The sequence below is a fragment of the Pseudomonas sp. P4_B3 genome, assembly GCF_056402295.1.
Map to the genome: position 1 here is coordinate 163,180 of NZ_JBFUHR010000019.1, position 17,678 is coordinate 180,857.

Annotated in this window: 15 protein-coding genes; 8 read left to right on the plus strand and 7 right to left on the minus strand. The window is 61.4% G+C overall.

The genetic code is table 11. The features are described 5' to 3' along the window. Window positions 1-77 precede the first annotated feature (77 nt). Window positions 78-530, minus strand: coding sequence for a ribonuclease HI (gene rnhA, locus AC1DWG_RS21905; protein WP_007979123.1), 453 nt, complete (start codon window positions 528-530; stop codon window positions 78-80). A 92-nt stretch (window positions 531-622) separates the two neighbouring features. Next, window positions 623-1,381: a class I SAM-dependent methyltransferase gene (locus tag AC1DWG_RS21910; RefSeq protein WP_477764111.1), complete on the minus strand. Its 759-nt coding sequence runs from the start codon at window positions 1,379-1,381 to the stop codon at window positions 623-625. A 65-nt stretch (window positions 1,382-1,446) separates the two neighbouring features. Between AC1DWG_RS21910 and gloB the strand changes: the two genes are divergently transcribed. From gloB to fabI, 8 genes are all read left to right on the plus strand, one after another. After that, a complete protein-coding gene (gloB, locus tag AC1DWG_RS21915) occupies window positions 1,447-2,214 on the plus strand; it encodes a hydroxyacylglutathione hydrolase (protein ID WP_477788347.1) in 768 nt (255 codons plus the stop codon). 99 nt (window positions 2,215-2,313) lie between these two features. Beyond that, window positions 2,314-3,744, plus strand: a complete 1,431-nt coding sequence (locus AC1DWG_RS21920; protein WP_477764109.1) for a transglycosylase SLT domain-containing protein — start codon at window positions 2,314-2,316, stop codon at window positions 3,742-3,744. A 172-nt stretch (window positions 3,745-3,916) separates the two neighbouring features. Beyond that, the gene (locus tag AC1DWG_RS21925; RefSeq protein ID WP_477765224.1) at window positions 3,917-5,737 is read left to right on the plus strand and encodes an extracellular solute-binding protein; all 1,821 of its coding nucleotides are present in this window, start codon (window positions 3,917-3,919) and stop codon (window positions 5,735-5,737) included. Then, window positions 5,734-7,575, plus strand: coding sequence for an extracellular solute-binding protein (locus AC1DWG_RS21930; protein WP_477788348.1), 1,842 nt, complete (start codon window positions 5,734-5,736; stop codon window positions 7,573-7,575). Before AC1DWG_RS21925 ends, AC1DWG_RS21930 begins: the two co-directional genes overlap by 4 nt. 4 nt (window positions 7,576-7,579) lie before the next feature. Then, entirely contained in the window at window positions 7,580-8,653 is a 1,074-nt protein-coding gene (locus AC1DWG_RS21935) for a microcin C ABC transporter permease YejB (RefSeq protein ID WP_223547164.1), read from the plus strand. A 1-nt stretch (window position 8,654) separates the two neighbouring features. Next, window positions 8,655-9,674 (plus strand): ABC transporter permease, encoded by a 1,020-nt coding sequence (locus AC1DWG_RS21940; RefSeq protein ID WP_477788349.1) that lies wholly within the window; start codon window positions 8,655-8,657, stop codon window positions 9,672-9,674. A gap of 1 nt (window position 9,675) precedes the next feature. Next, a complete protein-coding gene (locus AC1DWG_RS21945) occupies window positions 9,676-11,286 on the plus strand; it encodes an ABC transporter ATP-binding protein (protein ID WP_477760278.1) in 1,611 nt (536 codons plus the stop codon). Between the two features lie 19 nt (window positions 11,287-11,305). Continuing rightward, a complete protein-coding gene (fabI, locus tag AC1DWG_RS21950) occupies window positions 11,306-12,100 on the plus strand; it encodes an enoyl-ACP reductase FabI (protein WP_057715039.1) in 795 nt (264 codons plus the stop codon). A 157-nt stretch (window positions 12,101-12,257) separates the two neighbouring features. Here fabI and AC1DWG_RS21955 read toward each other — a convergent pair whose 3' ends face one another. The 5 genes from AC1DWG_RS21955 to AC1DWG_RS21975 all read right to left on the minus strand — a co-directional run bounded on the left by AC1DWG_RS21955 (window position 12,258) and on the right by AC1DWG_RS21975 (window position 17,455). After that, the gene (locus AC1DWG_RS21955) at window positions 12,258-12,839 is read right to left on the minus strand and encodes a GGDEF domain-containing protein (RefSeq protein WP_477760279.1); all 582 of its coding nucleotides are present in this window, start codon (window positions 12,837-12,839) and stop codon (window positions 12,258-12,260) included. A gap of 74 nt (window positions 12,840-12,913) precedes the next feature. After that, window positions 12,914-13,495 carry a hypothetical protein gene (locus tag AC1DWG_RS21960; protein ID WP_477765182.1) on the minus strand — a complete coding sequence of 194 codons (582 nt, stop codon included), beginning with the start codon at window positions 13,493-13,495 and terminating at the stop codon, window positions 12,914-12,916. Between the two features lies 1 nt (window position 13,496). After that, window positions 13,497-15,665 (minus strand): xanthine dehydrogenase family protein molybdopterin-binding subunit, encoded by a 2,169-nt coding sequence (locus AC1DWG_RS21965; protein WP_477765183.1) that lies wholly within the window; start codon window positions 15,663-15,665, stop codon window positions 13,497-13,499. A gap of 7 nt (window positions 15,666-15,672) precedes the next feature. Continuing rightward, the gene (locus tag AC1DWG_RS21970) at window positions 15,673-16,128 is read right to left on the minus strand and encodes a (2Fe-2S)-binding protein (protein WP_477753587.1); all 456 of its coding nucleotides are present in this window, start codon (window positions 16,126-16,128) and stop codon (window positions 15,673-15,675) included. 172 nt (window positions 16,129-16,300) lie between these two features. After that, a complete protein-coding gene (locus AC1DWG_RS21975; protein WP_477765184.1) occupies window positions 16,301-17,455 on the minus strand; it encodes an NnrS family protein in 1,155 nt (384 codons plus the stop codon). Window positions 17,456-17,678: the final 223 nt, after the last annotated feature.

A 17,678-nucleotide genomic window follows, 5' to 3' on the forward strand; every position in this document is an offset into this window, starting at 1 on the left:
GCCTAAAAAAGATCAAGATCAAAAGATCGTCCGATCGCGGCCCGAGCCTTCGGCAGCTCCTACGGCAGACATTGCGATCAGCCCTGCTTGTACCCGCGCACTTCATCGACGCCACGGTTGGCCAACTGGTCGGCCCGTTCGTTGCCGTGATGGCCAATGTGCCCGCGCACCCATTTCCAGGTGACCTTGTGGCGGTTGACCTGCTCGTCGAGCAACTTCCACAGGTCAGCGTTTTTCACCGGTTCCTTCGCCGCGGTTTTCCAGCCGCGCTTCTTCCAGTTGTCCATCCACTCGTTGATGCCTTTCATCACGTACTGGGAGTCGGTCACCAGCAGCACCTCGCAGGGACGCTTGAGTTCTTCCAGGCCACGGATTGCACCCATCAGTTCCATGCGGTTGTTGGTGGTATTGGCTTCGCCGCCCCAGAGTTCCTTTTCGACGCCCTTGCACACCAGCAGTGCGCCCCAGCCGCCAGGGCCAGGGTTGCCCTTGCAGGCGCCGTCGGTGAACAGTTCTACGCTATCGCTCATGCCAATCTATCCAGAAAATGCGCTGGCCCACCGATCGCTGATCGACGACGCCCGAAGCCGGGACAGGCCCGGCCGCAAATGAAAAGTGTGTATTACGGTTCGATGTTGCGACGGTTGACCTTGGCCATCGGCAAAGGAATCAACTTGCCCTTCGGCTCGCGCCGCTCCTGACGGACCGGTCGCAGGCCCACCACGATCTTGCGCGCCACCAATAAATAGAAGCCGCCGCCCGACAATTGCCAGTCACCGGCCTTGCGCTCCCAACCGGCCAGTCGGGTCTGCCACGCCGGTGACGCAAGCGGCGGACGATAGCACCCGAAGCGGCGTTTCTCCAGCGCGAAGCCCAGCAGGTTCAGCCAGTCCGCGACCCGTGACGGCGAAATGCAGCGTGCCTTGCGCAACGCATCCTGGGCAAACACATGCCGCAGACCCCAAGTGCTCCAGGGATTGATGCCGATGATCAGCAAATGCCCGCCGGGCCGTACGCTGCTGGCCGCCTCGCGAAGCAAACCATGGGGCGACAGGCAGAAATCCAGACCATGCTGCAGCACCACCACATCGGCAGCATGTTCGCTCAACGGCCAGGCCTGTTCCTCGCAGACGATCTCGACCCCCGGCAACGGCGCGCCAAGGCGCACATTGCGCTGCACCTGCGGCGCTGACGGCGGGGTCTGGGCAGAGGGGCCGTAATGCACCAGATAGCCACCAAAGAACCGCCCGAGCTCGTCTTCGAGCATGCGCTGCTCTTCGTCCAGCAGAAATTGCCCGATCGGACCTGCCAGCCACTCGCGGGCCGCGCTGATCAACGCGAGCCAGTCAGGATCAGCCTGTGCGAACGCTTTATCAGTCATTGCATTCTCCAACACGCCAGGAAGTTCTAAGATGCGCTATTGTTTTCCGCTTGGCGAATCCGACGATGATACAGATCACTGCCCTGCCCGCCTTCTCCGACAACTACATCTGGTTGTTACAAGACCACGGCAGCAAACGCTGCGCGGTGGTGGATCCGGGTGATGCCGCCCCGGTACAAGCCTGGCTTGCGGCCAATCCGGGTTGGGTACTGAGTGATATTTTGATCACTCACCACCATCATGACCACGTCGGCGGCGTCGAATTGCTGAAGAAAGCGACAAACGCGAAGGTCTCTGGCCCGGCCAGCGAAAAGATCCCGGCGCGGGACGTTGCGCTCAAAGACAACGACAAGGTCAGCGTGCTCGGCCTGGACTTCGATATCTTCGCGGTCCCCGGCCACACCCTGGGGCATATCGCCTATTACCACCACGGCTTGCTGTTCTGCGGCGACACACTGTTCGCCGCCGGCTGCGGACGCTTGTTCGAAGGCACTCCACAGCAAATGTACAGCTCGCTGACACGCCTCGCCGGGTTGCCGGATGACACGCGGGTGTACTGCACCCACGAATACACCCTCAGCAATCTGAAGTTTGCCGCGGCCGTCGAACCGAACAACCCGGACACCGCCGAACGCCTGGCCAAAGTCACCCGCCAACGGGAATCCGGGATCATGACGCTGCCGTCGACACTGGCACTGGAAAAGCTCACAAACCCGTTTTTGCGCTCCGGTGAAACATCCGTTAAAGAAAAAGCGGACGAACGGACCGGCACCGATAACTCGGTGCCCGATATGGTTTTTGCTGCGCTTCGAGCGTGGAAAGACACGTTCTAAAGGGATCTCACAAGGTTGCAACAATTCTGAAAGGTTGACCGCGCAGGGTGCGCTTTCTAGAATCGCCCGACATTTTTGCCCGGAACTTACTTCCAGCCAATGTCGTCACCTATTCGCAAAGCCATCAGTTCAGACGCATTGACCCGCTTGGCTCAAGCCATTGCGGTGGCTGTGTCCGCCACCCTGGCGGGCTGTTCCAGCCAAGCGCCGCAGACCGATGCGGCGCACGCGCAGAACATCGCCGCGCGCGCCAAGCAGAAGCCGGTCTGGCTCAGCGAAAAACCCAGCCCGCAAATTCCCCAGGACGTCTGGGAGCGCATGCGCCAGGGCTTCCAGCTGCAGGACGGGCTGGGCGTCAACCCGCGCATCGAGCAACAACGCCTTTGGTTCGCCAGCAATCCATCTTTCCTCGAAAACGCCGGCGAACGTGGCAGCTTATACATTCATTACATCGTCGAACGCCTTGAAGAGCGCAACATGCCGCTGGAACTGGCACTGCTGCCAGTGATTGAAAGTGCCTACAACCCGATGGCCTATTCCCGGGCCGACGCGGTGGGCCTTTGGCAATTCATCCCCTCCACCGGTCGTTACTTCAACCTGCGCCAAACCCGTTTCTATGATGGCCGTCGCGACATCACCGCCTCGACCACCGCCGCGATGGATTACCTGACCCGCCTGCACGACATGTTCAATGGCGACTGGTTGCTGGCCCTGGCGGCCTACAACGCCGGCGAAGGCACCGTCAGCCGGGCCATCGAGCGCAACGAGCGTCTCGGCCTGCCGACCGACTACTGGAACCTGCCGCTGCCCGCCGAAACCCAGGCCTACGTGCCAAAGCTGCTGGCACTGTCGCAAGTGGTGATGGCGCCGGAAGCCTACGGCGTGAACCTCAACCCGATCGCCAACGAACCCTACTTCCAGGTCGTCGAAATCAACCAGCGCATGGACCTGTCCAAGGTTGCTGAAGTCGCCAACATCGACGAAGACGAACTGTTCCAGCTCAACCCGGCCTTCAAGCAGCGCACCACCATCGACGGTCCGCAGCACCTGTTGGTGCCGACTTCCAAGGCGCAACTGCTGACCAGCAGCCTGCAGACCATGCGCCCTGAAGAGTTGATCAGCAAGAAATCGCTCAAGCCGGTCTTCGAAGGTGCCGATGATACCCAGGTCGCCAGCGTCAAGCGTTCCTACCGGGTCAAACGGGGTGACAACCTCGGCTCCATCGCCAAGGCCAACAACGTTGACGTGCAGGACCTGCAACGCTGGAACAAACTGACTGGCAAGAACCTCAAGCCTGGCCAGACCCTGGTCATGCAGGACAACAGCAAACGCAGTTCCGGGCGCGTCAACACCGTGATTGCGGCGAATACCAGGAAGCAGCAGACCACGTACAAGGTCCAGCAAGGCGACTCGCTGTACATCGTGGCCAAGCGCTTCAACGTGGAGATGCAGCACCTCAAGCGCTGGAACCCGCGTGTCGGCCAGGCGCTGAAGCCTGGTCAGATGTTGACGGTGGCCAATCCGCACTAAAAAACAACCCCAGAATCCTGGGGCTTTTTTATGGCGAGCACAAAACCTGTAGGATTGCGACCCGCCGATATTGCGCATTAACCCCCCGTCTTTTTCCTGTCCATACAAGCTGTTACTGTACGGTCCACAAAGCCCAAGCCGCCTGGATCGGATCCCCTATTTGAAGCGTCCCCTGCCCCTGCTCCTGATCTGCCTGGCCTTGAGCTCCACCGCAAGCGCGACGATCAGCGAAAGCCATGGTTATGCGCAGTTCGGCACGCTCAAGTACCCGGCCCGATTTACCCACTTCGACTGGGTCAACCCGCAAGCGCCCAAGGGCGGTACGTTGCGGGTCATGGCGTTTGGCACGTTCGACACGCTCAACCCGTACACCTTCAAGGGCACCAGCCCGGTCACCACGCCGAATTTCCTGCAATACGGCATCAACGAGCTCAACGAGCCGCTGATGGTCGGTACCGGGCAGTACGCGCCTTCGGGTGACGAGCCCGCGTCCAGCTATGGCCTGATCGCCCAGTCGGTGGAGTACAGCGAGGACCGCAGCTGGGTGGTGTTCAACCTGCGTCCCGAAGCACGCTTCCATGACGGCACGCCGATCACCGCCTATGACGTCGCGTTCTCCTACCGCACGCTGCTCAAGGAAGGCCATCCGCTGTACCGCACCAGCCTTCAGGAAGTGTTGCGGGTCGACATCCTCAACCCGCAGCGCATCCGCTTCGTGTTCAAGCGTGCCGGCAATCCGCTGCTGATCCTGCGCCTGGGCGAAATGCCGGTGCTGGCGCAGCACTACTGGAAAGGCCGCGACTTCAAGGCCACCACATTCGAGCCGCCGCTGGGCAGCGGACCGTATCGCATCACCTCGGTCACGCCGGGACGGCAGATCATCTTCGAACGGGTCAAGGATTACTGGGGCAAGGACCTGCCGGTCAATCGCGGCAAGTACAACTTCGACCGCATGGAGGTCGAGTTCTACCGCGACAGCGACGTGGCGTTCGAGGCGTTCAAGGCCGGTGAATTCGATATCTATATCGAGCATCAGGCGAAGAACTGGGACACTGGCTACAACTTCCCCGCCGTACGCCGCGGTGACGTGATCAAGACACAGATTCCCCACCAGATCCCGACCCAGACCCAGGGTCTGTTCATGAACAGCCGTCGCCCGGCATTCTCGGACGCCAAGGTCCGTGAAGCACTGGGGCTGATGTTCAACTTTGAATGGACCAACCGCACGCTGTTCAGCGGCGCCTACCAACGCGCCATGAGCTACTACCCCAATAGTGAGTTCTCGGCCAGCGGTTTGCCGGTCGGGCACGAATGGCTGTTGCTCAAGTCCTATCGTGAACAGCTGCCGGCCAGGCTCTTTACCGAACCGTTCAGCCTGCCGCAGACCGACGGGCACGGCATCCCCCGGGAGACCTTGCGCAAAGCCCTTGGCCTGCTCGCCGATGCCGGCTGGAAGTTCAATGGCCAGCGCCTGCAAAACGCCGCCGGGCAGCCGTTGCGCCTGGAGTTACTGCTGGTCAACCCGAACCTGGAGCGCATCCTCCAGCCTTACCTCGAGAACCTGACCAGCATCGGCATCGACGCACGGCTGCGCACGGTCGATCGCGCACAATACAAGCAGCGCCTCGACCAGTTCGATTTCGACATGATTCTGATGACCCTCAACCAGACGCTCAGCCCGGGCCTGGAACAATGGCAGTACTTTCACTCCAGCCAGGCCGGGGTCAAGGGCAGCAAAAACTACGCCGGCATTGCCGACCCGGTAGTCGATCACTTGCTCGAGCAGTTACTGGCGGCCCAGACCCGCGATGAGCAAGTCGCCGCCGGCAAGGCCCTCGACCGCGTGCTGCTGTGGCAGCACTACATCGTGCCCAACTGGTACCTCAATTATCACCGTCTGGCGTACCGCAACCGGCTCGCCTTCGTCACCACGCCGCCCTACACCCTGGGTCTGAACGCGTGGTGGCTGAAATCTTCGGAGAAAGATCAATGAAACCCATCCGCACCCTGCTCCTGCAGGCCAGCGGCCTGTTGTTCGCCGGGCTGGCCTGCGCCGCCCCGCAACACGCCGTGACCCTGTACAACGAGCCGCCGAAATACCCGGCCGATTTCAAACACTTCGACTACGTCAATCCCGACGCGCCCAAGGGCGGAATCTTCCGTCAGGCCGGTTTCGGCGGTTTCGACAGCCTCAACCCGTTTATCAGCAAGGGTGTGCCGGCGGACGATATCGGCATGATCTACGACACCCTGGCCAAGCAAGGGCTGGACGAGCCGTTCACCGAGTACGGCCTGATCGCCCGCCTGATCGAGAAAGCCCCGGACAACGGCTGGGTGCGCTTCTACCTGCGCCCCGAAGCACGCTTCCATGATGGCCATCCGATTCGCGCCGAGGACGTGGTGTTCAGCTTCCAGATGCTGACCAAGGATGGCGCGCCGATGTACCGCGGCTACTACAACGACGTGGCCGAAGTGGTCGCCGAAGACCCGCTCACAGTACTGTTCAAGTTCAAGCACACCAACAACCGCGAACTGCCGCTGATCCTCGGCCAGTTGCCGGTGCTGCCCAAGCACTGGTGGGCCGACCGCGACTTCAACAAGGGCAACCTGGAAATCCCGCTCGGCAGCGGCCCGTACAAGGTCAGCGAAGTGAAGGCCGGACGCTCGGTGCGTTACGAGCGGGTCAAGGACTACTGGGGCAAGGACCTGCCGGTCAATCGCGGTTTCTACAACTTCGACGTGATGACCACCGATTACTACCGCGACAACACAGTGGCCCTGGAAGCGCTCAAGGCCGGGCAGTTCGACTACTGGCTGGAAATGACCGCGAAAAACTGGGCCAACGCCTACAACACTCCGGCGGTCACCGAAGGTCGACTGATCAAGGAACAGATTCCCAACGGCAATCCGACCGGCATGCAAGGGTTCGTGTTCAACCTGCGCCGCCCGGTGTTCCAGGATGTGCGCGTGCGTCAGGCATTGTCGCTGCTGCTGGACTTCGAATGGACCAACAAGCAACTGTTCAACGGTGCCTATGCGCGTACCCGCAGTTACTTCGAGAACTCGGAAATGGCCGCCACCGGCCTGCCTGATGCCGAACAGGTGGCGATCCTCGAACCGTTCCGCGGCAAGCTTTCACCGCAAGTGATCAGCGAAGCGTTCCAGAACCCGACCACCGACGGCAGCGGCATGATCCGCGCCCAGCAACGCCAAGCCTATCAACTGCTGCAGGAGGCCGGCTGGCGCATCGTCGATGACAAAATGGTCGACGCCACTGGCAAACCGGTGGTCATCGAGTTCCTGTTGGCCCAGACCGAATTCGAACGGGTGCTGCTGCCGTTCAAGCGCAACCTGAGTGACCTCGGCATTGATCTGGTGATCCGCCGGGTCGACGTCTCGCAATACATCAACCGCGTGCGTTCCCGGGACTTCGACATGATCGTCGGCAGCTTCCCGCAATCCAATTCGCCGGGTAACGAACAACGGGAATTCTGGATGTCGGCCGCTGCCGACAAACCCGGCAGCCGCAATTCCATGGGTCTGAAAGATCCGGTTATCGACCAACTGGTCGAGCAACTGATCAACGCCGATTCGCGCAACAGCCTGGTGGCCCACGCCCGCGCGCTGGACCGCGCTCTGCAATGGGGCTATTACGTAATACCCAACTGGCACATCAAGACCTGGCGCGTGGCGTACTGGAACCACATCGGCCATCCAAAGGTCTCGCCTAAATACGACATCGGCACGGCCACCTGGTGGGTCAAGCCCGACATCAAGCCGGCGATAGAAGTCGAAACCACACTGCAGGCCGCTCCTGCGGGCACGGAGTAATCAGATGCTGGCGTACATTTTTCGGCGACTGTTGCTGATCATTCCGACCCTGTTCGGCATCCTGCTGATCAACTTCGTGATCATCCAGGCTGCCCCGGGCGGGCCGGTGGAACAGATGATCGCCAAGCTCGAAGGCTTCGAAGGCGCCACCAGCCGCATCGCCGGCGGCGGTGCCGAAGTCTCGGTGGCAGGCTCGGCCTATCGCGGCGCCCAGGGCCTGGACCCGGCGCTGATCAAGGAAATCGAACACATGTACGGCTTCGACAAATCGGCGCCGGAACGCTTGTGGATCATGGTCAAGAACTATGCGTCCCTGGATTTCGGCGACAGCTTCTTCCGCGACGCCAAGGTCATCGACCTGATCAAGGAAAAGATGCCGGTGTCGATCTCCCTCGGGCTATGGAGCACGCTGATCATGTACCTGGTGTCGATCCCGCTGGGGATCGCCAAGGCCAAGCGGCACGGCAGCCACTTCGACGTCTGGACCAGTTCGGCGATCATTGTCGGCTACGCGATCCCGGCGTTCCTGTTCGCCATCCTGTTGATCGTGGTGTTCGCCGGCGGCAGTTACCTGGACTGGTTCCCGTTGCGCGGGCTGACCTCGAACAACTTCGATGAACTGAGCATGGGCGGCAAGATCCTCGACTACTTCTGGCACCTGGCGCTGCCGGTGACTGCACTGGTGATCGGCAACTTCGCGACCATGACCTTGCTGACCAAAAACAGCTTCCTCGACGAAATCAACAAGCAGTACGTGATCACCGCCAGGGCCAAGGGCCTGACCAACCACCGCGTGCTGTACGGCCACGTGTTCCGCAACGCCATGCTGCTGGTGATCGCCGGTTTCCCCTCGGCCCTCATCGGCATCTTCTTCACCGGCTCATTGCTGGTGGAGGTGATCTTCTCCCTCGACGGCCTCGGCCTGATGAGTTTCGAAGCGGCGATCAACCGTGATTACCCGGTGGTGTTCGGCACGCTGTTCATCTTCACTTTGCTGGGGCTGGTGGTGAAACTGATCGGCGACCTCACCTACACCCTTGTCGATCCGCGCATCGACTTCGAAAGCCGGGAGCATTGAGATGAACCTGTCCCCTCTCAATCGCCGACGCTTCGAACTGTTCAAGGCCAACAAGCGTGGCTGGTGGTCGCTGTGGCTGTTCCTGATCCTGTTCGGCGCAAGCCTGGGCGCCGAGCTGATCGCCAACGACAAGCCGCTGGCGGTGCATTACGACAACAACTGGTACTTCCCGGCGCTCAAGCGTTACCCGGAATCCACCTTCGGCGGCGAATTTCCACTGGAAGCCAATTACAAGAGTCCGTACATCCGCGAACTGCTCAAGGCCAAGGACGCCTGGGTGCTGTGGGCACCGATTCCCTACAGCTACCAGAGCATCAACTACGACCTGAAAGTCCCGGCCCCGGCCCCACCCTCGACGGACAACCTGCTGGGCACCGACGATCAGGGCCGCGATGTGCTGGCCCGGGTGATCTACGGTTTCCGCATTTCGGTGCTGTTCGCCCTGACCCTGACCGTGCTCAGTTCGATCATCGGCGTGATCGCCGGGGCCTTGCAGGGTTTCTACGGTGGCTGGGTGGACCTGGCCGGGCAGCGCTTCCTGGAGATCTGGTCCGGGCTGCCGGTGTTGTACCTGCTGATCATCCTCGCCAGTTTCGTGCAACCCAATTTCTGGTGGCTGCTGGGGATCATGCTGCTGTTCTCGTGGATGAGCCTGGTGGACGTGGTGCGCGCCGAATTCCTGCGCGGGCGTAACCTGGAATACGTACGCGCCGCCCGCGCCCTGGGCATGCAGAACGGTGCGATCATGTTCCGCCACATTTTGCCCAACGCGATGGTCTCGACCATGACCTTCATGCCGTTCATCCTCACTGGCGCCATCGGCACATTGACCGCCCTGGACTTCCTCGGTTTCGGCCTGCCGGCGGGCAGTCCTTCGCTGGGTGAACTGGTGGCCCAGGGCAAATCCAACCTGCAGGCGCCGTGGCTGGGTATCAGCGCCTTTGCGGTGCTGGCCTTGATGTTGAGTTTGCTGGTGTTCATCGGCGAGTCCGCTCGCGATGCCTTCGACCCGAGGAAGTGAAATGAATCAGCACAATCTGATCGAAGTGCGCGACCTGTCCGTCGAGTTTGTCGTTGGCAATCGCTGTCAGTTGGCAGTCGAAGGCGTCAGCTTCGACATCAAGCGCGGCGAAACCCTGGCTTTGGTCGGCGAGAGCGGTTCCGGTAAATCGGTCACAGCACATTCGATCCTGCGCCTGCTGCCCTACCCGCTCGCCCGGCATCCGTCCGGCACCATCGAATACTCCGGGCAGAACCTGCTGAACCTGAAAGAAAAAACCATCCGCCACATTCGCGGCAACCGGATTGCGATGATCTTCCAGGAGCCGATGACCTCGCTCAATCCCCTGCACTCGATCGAGAAACAAATCAATGAGGTGCTGAACATCCACAAGGGGCTGACCGGCAAGGTCGCGACCAAACGCACGCTGGAGCTGCTGGAGATGGTCGGCATCCCCGAGCCGCACAAGCGCCTCAAGGCCCTGCCCCACGAATTGTCCGGCGGCCAGCGTCAGCGGGTGATGATCGCCATGGCCCTGGCCAACGAGCCGGAACTGCTGATCGCCGACGAGCCGACCACCGCGCTGGACGTGACCGTTCAGCTGAAAATCCTCGAATTGCTCAAGGAACTGCAGGCCCGATTGGGCATGGCGCTGCTGCTGATCAGCCATGATTTGAACCTTGTGCGAAGAATTGCGCATCGCGTATGTGTCATGCAGCAAGGATGCATCGTCGAACAGGCATCGTGCGAAGAACTGTTCCGCGCGCCGCAGCATCCGTACACTCGGGAACTGCTGGCAGCGGAGCCCGGCGGCAAGCCTGCAAGCAACGTGATCGGCCCGCCCTTGCTGGCGGTCGAGGACCTGAAAGTCTGGTTTCCGATCAAGAAAGGCTTGCTCAAGCGCACGGTGGATTACGTCAAGGCGGTCGACGGCATCAATTTCAACCTGCCCCAAGGCCAGACCCTGGGGATCGTGGGCGAAAGCGGTTCCGGCAAATCGACACTGGGTCTGGCGATTTTGCGCTTGATCGCCAGCAAAGGCGCGATTCGTTTTGAAGGCCAGCAGCTAGACTGCCTGACGCAGCAACAGGTCCGGCCGCTGCGGCGGGAGATGCAAGTGGTGTTTCAGGACCCGTTCGGCAGCCTGAGCCCACGGATGTGCGTGAATGACATCGTTGGCGAAGGCCTGCGGATCCACAAGATGGGCACCGCGGCGGAACAGGAACAAGCGATCATTGCGGCACTCAAGGAGGTAGGTCTGGATCCGGAAACCCGGCACCGCTATCCCCACGAATTTTCCGGCGGGCAACGGCAGAGAATCGCCATTGCCCGGGCATTGGTGTTAAAACCGGCGTTGATTTTGCTGGACGAGCCGACTTCGGCCCTCGACCGCACGGTACAACGCCAGGTAGTGGAGCTTTTGCGTTCGCTGCAAACCAAGTACAACCTGACGTATCTGTTTATCAGCCATGACCTGGCTGTGGTGAAAGCGCTGAGCCACCAGTTGATGGTGGTCAAGCATGGCCAAGTGGTCGAACAGGGAGACGCGCAAAGCATTTTTGCCGCCCCCCAACATCCGTATACACAGCAGTTGCTGGAAGCCGCTTTTCTGGCTCCGGCCACTGCGCAATAACCTGAAAGAGGAGCAACACATGGGTTTTCTCGCCGGTAAGCGCGTACTGATCGTCGGTGTCGCCAGCAAGCTGTCCATCGCATCCGGCATCGCTGCCGCCATGCATCGCGAGGGCGCTGAGCTTGCCTTCACTTATCAGAACGACAAACTCAAGGGTCGTGTCGAAGAGTTCGCACAAGGCTGGGGTTCGAGCCCTGAGCTGTGCTTCCCGTGCGACGTGGCCAGCGATGAAGAAATCGCCAAGGTCTTCGAAGAGTTGAGCAAGAAGTGGGACGGCCTGGACTGCATCGTGCACTCCGTCGGCTTCGCCCCGGGCGACCAACTGGACGGCGACTTCACCGAAGCCACCACCCGTGAAGGTTTCCGCATCTCCCACGACATCAGCGCCTACAGCTTCGTGGCCCTGGCCAAGGCCGGCCGCGAAATGATGAAAGGCCGCAACGGCAGCCTGCTGACCCTGTCGTACCTGGGCGCCGAGCGCACCATGCCGAACTACAACGTCATGGGCATGGCCAAGGCTTCCCTGGAAGCTGGCGTGCGTTACCTGGCCGGCTCCCTGGGTCCGGACGGTACTCGCGTCAACTGTGTATCGGCTGGCCCGATCCGCACCCTCGCCGCTTCCGGCATCAAGAACTTCCGCAAGATGCTGGCCGCCAACGAAGCGCAAACCCCGCTGCGCCGCAACGTCACCATCGAAGAAGTCGGCAACGCCGGCGCCTTCCTGTGCTCGGACCTGGCGTCCGGCATCAGCGGTGAAATCATGTACGTGGACGGTGGCTTCAACACCACGGCCATGGGCAGCATCGAAGAGTAATCTTCGGTCAGCCATTAAAAAACCCGCCTCTTCTGGCGGGTTTTTTATGCCTGCGATTTCCCCGGGCGATGCCGTCCTCCTACAGTGGATCTCTGGCGTTCACAAAACCTGTGGGAGCGGGCTTGCCCGCGAAGAGGCCCGCCAATTCACCACTGTTCTAACGGCTCATCACACGCTCGGCCTCACCCAACAGTTCCTCGATCGAGTCATGAACAGTGGGGTCATATTCGACCTGGGTAACACTGAACCGAATGTCATAACTGCGATGCGCCGTGGCGTTGCGCTCATCGAGAATCTCATTGAGCCGGGCCTTGATCGCCTCAATCTCCACGACGCTGGAACCGGTCAGCAACGCCACGAACCGGTCGCCTTCGAGCCGGCCGACCACATCGCTTTCACGAAAACCGATACGCAGGACATCGGCGAATGTCTTCAGCGCATCGTCACCTTTGGCCCGGCCATACAGATAGCTCATGCGCTTGAATTCATCGAGGGTGAAGTACAGCAGCGTCGCCGGCGTCCCCAGCTCCCGACAGGCGTTCAGCCCGAGCCGGGCCAGTTCGCTGAAGCCATGGCGATTGGACAGCAGCGTCAGCTCGTCCATGCTCGCCATTTGCACGCCCGCCAACTCTTGTTCGGCCTGGCGCGCCAGATCCCGCAGCCGTTCACGTTCTTGCTGTGGCGTGAGCAACGGGTTTGCGGATCGACCCGATTTGCCTGTTTTGCCTGAGATCAACATCATTCACTCCCTTGGCAGGTATGCACGTTAGAGTCGCCCATACCCGTATTGACTCCCTATTAGCGTGCCGCTGGTCAGCTACCCGCCAGCGGGCACGGCCCTCCTGCATCGGCCCAGCGCTTGAACCGGGTGACGAAGATATCGTGCGGTACCGACACCGGCGCGCGATTGCCGCCCGGATTCCAGCCCCACAGCACCAGCTTGTCCTCGCTGACGTGTTTGATCAGTGCGGCGAAATCCCGATCGCCGTTGCTGGAGCGATCCTTGATCATCGCGCACAACCGGTCGGCCGGCAGGCCGATCCAGGCCATCCGCTGCGCTGCTGGCGGCAGGCTCCAGTGTGGCGCTCCGGGCGGCGCGTGCGGACCATAACTGGCCGGCGGATTGCCTTGCGCATGGCACGTTGCACAGGGCAACCCGGCCGAGCCCTTGCCGTCCATGCCGCGCACGACATTCATCGCGTGGGGCACCCCGGCATCGAATTGCAGCGGCGAATCACCGGGAATGTGGCAGTTCTGGCAACGCGGGCTCTGGAAGACTTTCTGCACGGTGTCGAATGCCTGCAAGGCCTCGCGGTCTTCGGCGAACACGTGCGATGCGTAGGCGATGAGACAGATCAGGATCACCGTCCCAAGCAACCAATGATGTCGTTTCATCTCACACCCCCGACAGCTGCAACGGCAGCTCCCGCAGGCGCTGCCCGGTCAGGGCAAACACCGCGTTGGCCACCGCCGGCGCCGTGGGTGGCACACCGGCTTCGCCGATACCGCCGGGTTTGTCGCTGCTGGGCACGATATGCACTTCGACCACCGGCATTTCATTGAGCCGCAGCACCTGATAGTCGTGATAGTTGGACTGCACCACCTGCCCGTCCTTGAGCGTCAGCTTGCTGTGCAAGGCGAAGCTGAGACCAAAGGTGATGCACGACTCCATCTGCGCGGCGATGCTCTGTGGGTTGACCGCAATGCCGCAGTCCACCGCACACACCACCCGGTGCACACGGATGGCGAGGTTGTCCTGGGACACCTCGGCCACCTGGGCCACGTAACTGCCGAACGACTCGTGCACCGCCACGCCCAGTGCATGGCCGTCCGGCAGCGGTGCCTTCCAGTTGGCCTTCTCCACCGCGAGGTTCAGTACACCGAGGTGACGGGGATGGTCCTTGAGCAAGGTTCGCCGGTATTCCACCGGATCCTTGCCGGTCGCCGTGGCCAGTTCATCGATCAGCGATTCCACGACAAACGCAGTGTGGGTGTGCCCCACCGAACGCAACCACAAGACGCTGATCCCGGTTTTCGGTGAGTGCAGTTCGATCTGGTGATTGGCCAGTCCTTCGATGTAGGGGCTGTCGGCCACGCCTTCGACGGAGGTCTTGTCGATCCCGTCCTTGACCATGCTCGCTTCAAGGGAAGTCCCGGCCATGATCGACTGCCCGACCATCACATGTTTCCACGCCAACGGCAGGCCGTCGGCCCCCAGCCCGATGCGCGCATGGTGCAGGAACGCCGAGCGGTAGTAGCCACCGCGGATGTCATCCTCGCGCGTCCACACGGTTTTTACCGGTGCACCGGCGGCCTTGGCGACATACACCGCTTCGCTGACGAAGTCCGAGGTCGGATTGGCCCGGCGCCCAAAGCCACCGCCGAGAAACTCGGTATGGATCTCGACCTGTTCGGGTTTGAGCCCGGTGATTTTCCCGGCAACCATCTGGTCCAGGGTCTGGAACTGGGTGCCGGTCCAGATTTCGCATTTGTCCTTGGTGATGCTCACCGTGCAGTTCAGCGGTTCCATCGGCGCATGGGCCAGATAAGGTACGCTGTATTCAGCGTCGATGGTCTTGGTCGCTTTCGCCAGCGCAGCCTGGGTATCACCGGCCTGACCGGCGTTCAGGCCGGGGGTGGTGGCGAGTTTACGGAAGTTTTCCAGCAACGCCCGGCTATTGAGCCCGGCATTCGGCCCCGGGTTCCACTCGATTTTCAGCGCATCGCGCCCCAGCTTCGCCGCCCAGAAATGATCGGCGATCACCGCGATACCCGTCGGCACTTGCACCACTTTGTGCACGCCCGGAATCGCCAGCGCTTCGGCGCCTTCAAAGGATTTGACGCTACCGCCGAAGGTGGGTGAACGGGCGACCATCGCCGTCATCAGCCCGTCGAACTGCACGTCCATGCCGAATTTCGCCCGGCCGGTGATTTTCTCCGGCGTGTCCAGACGCTTGGTGGGTTTGCCGATCAGCCGCCAGTCTTTGGTGTCCTTGAGCTTGATCGAGGCCGGGTCCGGCCGTGGCAACTGCCCGGCGTCATCGGCCAACTCGCCATAAGTTGCACGATGCTCACCGGCGATGACCACGCCTGATTCGGTACGAATCTCGGATGGAGCGACGTTGAAACGCTTGGCCGCCGCGTCGATCAACATCAAACGCGCCGCCGCGCCGGCCTGACGATAGCGGTCGAATTCCATCCAGGTCGAGGTCGAACCGCCGGTGATCTGCATCCCGCCAAAGCCAGGCATACCGTAATCGGCGGCCGAAGCCGGGGAATGCTCGACGCGGATTTTCGACCAGTCGGCGTCGAGTTCTTCGGCGATCAGCATGGTCAGGCCGGTCCAGATGCCCTGGCCCATTTCCGAATGGCCGAGCAACACGGTGACGCTGTTGTCATTACCAATGCGCAGGAAGGCGTTGGGCGCAAATACGTTGCCCTGGTTCTCTGCGCCCATGGCGAAACGGTGGGCGCCGGGCATGACAAACGCCACCACCAGTCCACTACCCAGCAACGCACTGCCCTTGAGAAAACCACGGCGCGATAACGCGTTGATGCTGTTCATGGCCACCTCATCCCAGCTCGGCGGCTCGCTTGACCGCCGCGCGAATCCGCGGGTAAGTGCCGCAGCGGCAGATGTTGCCGGACAGCGCCTGATCGATGTCGCTGTCGGTCGGTTGCGGAATTTTCGCCAGCAACGCCGCCGCCGACATGATCTGCCCGGACTGGCAGTAACCACACTGGACCACGTCAAGTTCCGCCCAGGCCTGTTGCACCGGGTGCGAACCGTCCGCGGACAGGCCTTCGATGGTGAGAATCTTTTGCCCATCGGCCACCGCGGTGGCCGGTGTGATGCAGGCGCGTAGCGGCGCGCCGTCGACGTGAACGGTGCAGGCCCCGCATTGGGCTATGCCACAGCCGAATTTGGTGCCGGTGAGGTGGGCGACATCGCGCAAGACCCAGAGCAGCGGCATGTCAGCGGGGACATCCAGCTCCTGATCCTGGCCATTGATGTTCAGGGTCAGCATGGCGCATTTCCTCAGACTCACGGTGATCTGAAGGGGCGTCGCCGCGGCCTTGTACAGCCTGCGCGCGCCTCGGGTTCTCCCTTCAGCTAAGCGCAGATTTGCCGGCAGACCGTTGTGCATCGACCACCGGTCATGAAAAGGCCGCCTCGATGGGCGGCCATGGAACCGTTCGCTAGAGCCTTGGCCCTATTAAAATGCCGGTGTAGCGCCAGACAAAAACCGCAAAAGCGCTACACCACAGCAGCGCCGACAACGCCAACCCGTAACCGGAAAAAGGCACCAGCCACACCCGACACGCCCCCGCCAGCAACAACAGGACAAACCCCGCAACGATCGCCCTGGACGGCTGTAACATTCGCCCGGTATGCCCCAGGCTGACCCGTGCAATCATCGCCAGAATCAACCCGCCGATACCGCCGACGGCCAGCGAATGGGTGGCCAGGCTTTGCTGCGGCATCCAGCCCAGGTGCCACAGCGCCATGGCCAGCGTCGCTACCGCGAGCCAGGCGTAAGCCAGGTACAGCGACCACAGCAACGGCACGCGCCACAGGTCGCGGTCATGCCAGCGCCACAATCGCAGCAGATGCAAACCGCTGATCAACGCAAACAACAGCGCCAGCCACACGCGCGGGACGTCATTCAATCCGGCGGCAAAGGACACCGCCGCCAACATGGCGCTGATCAGCAACACCTTGCCCGGCAACGGATGGGCCGCAGGCGTTGCGGGCCGGTTCAGGCCGCGCTGGACAAAGAATGGAATCACCCGCCCGCCGATCACGCTCATCAGCGCGCCCACCAGCCACAAGGCAGCCAGCACGCCATGGCGTTGCAGATTGGCGTCATCAACGGCGACCCCCAACAACGTCAACGCCTGACATCCGGCCAGCAACGACACCATCAACAGAATCGGATAATTCTCGCGCTTGCCCGCGGCCAGCAGATCGCGCCCCAACACCCACACCAACAGCGGCAGAAACGGAACTTGCAAGGCCAGCAGCAAGGGCGCCGGCATCGGCAACCACCAGGCCAGCCGCGCCAGCAGCCACACCAGCACCAGGCCGATCAGCGGCCAGCCCTTGAGCCCCGGCCGGCCGGTCCAGTTGGGCACCGCGGTCAGGAGGAACCCGGCAATGATGGCCGAGGCAAATCCGAAAGGCATTTCATGTCGATGCCAGGCGAGCATGCCGCCCAGCGGTTGCGCACCGGGCAAGCGGCCGTACAACCACAAGGCCCAGATCGCCACGGCGATGGCGGCGAAACCGGCCCCGACCAGAAAGAACGGTCGAAAGCCCAGACTGAAAGCCGGTGCAAGGGCAAGCCGGCGCATCAAGCCACCACCCGGGCCGGGACTTGGCTCGACAGATGAAGAACGTTCTGAGGGTTGCTGAAGAAGTTGAACATTTTGCGTACTCCTGAAGGCGTTCAGTTGTACGTTTATCTGTACAAGTCCCGTGCCAGCTCTTTACCCCTTCAGATCCAGGCACTTGCGCTCATACGAGTCATAAAGACTCGATACATAAATAGTCTGTTTGACTCCACACAAGTCATTT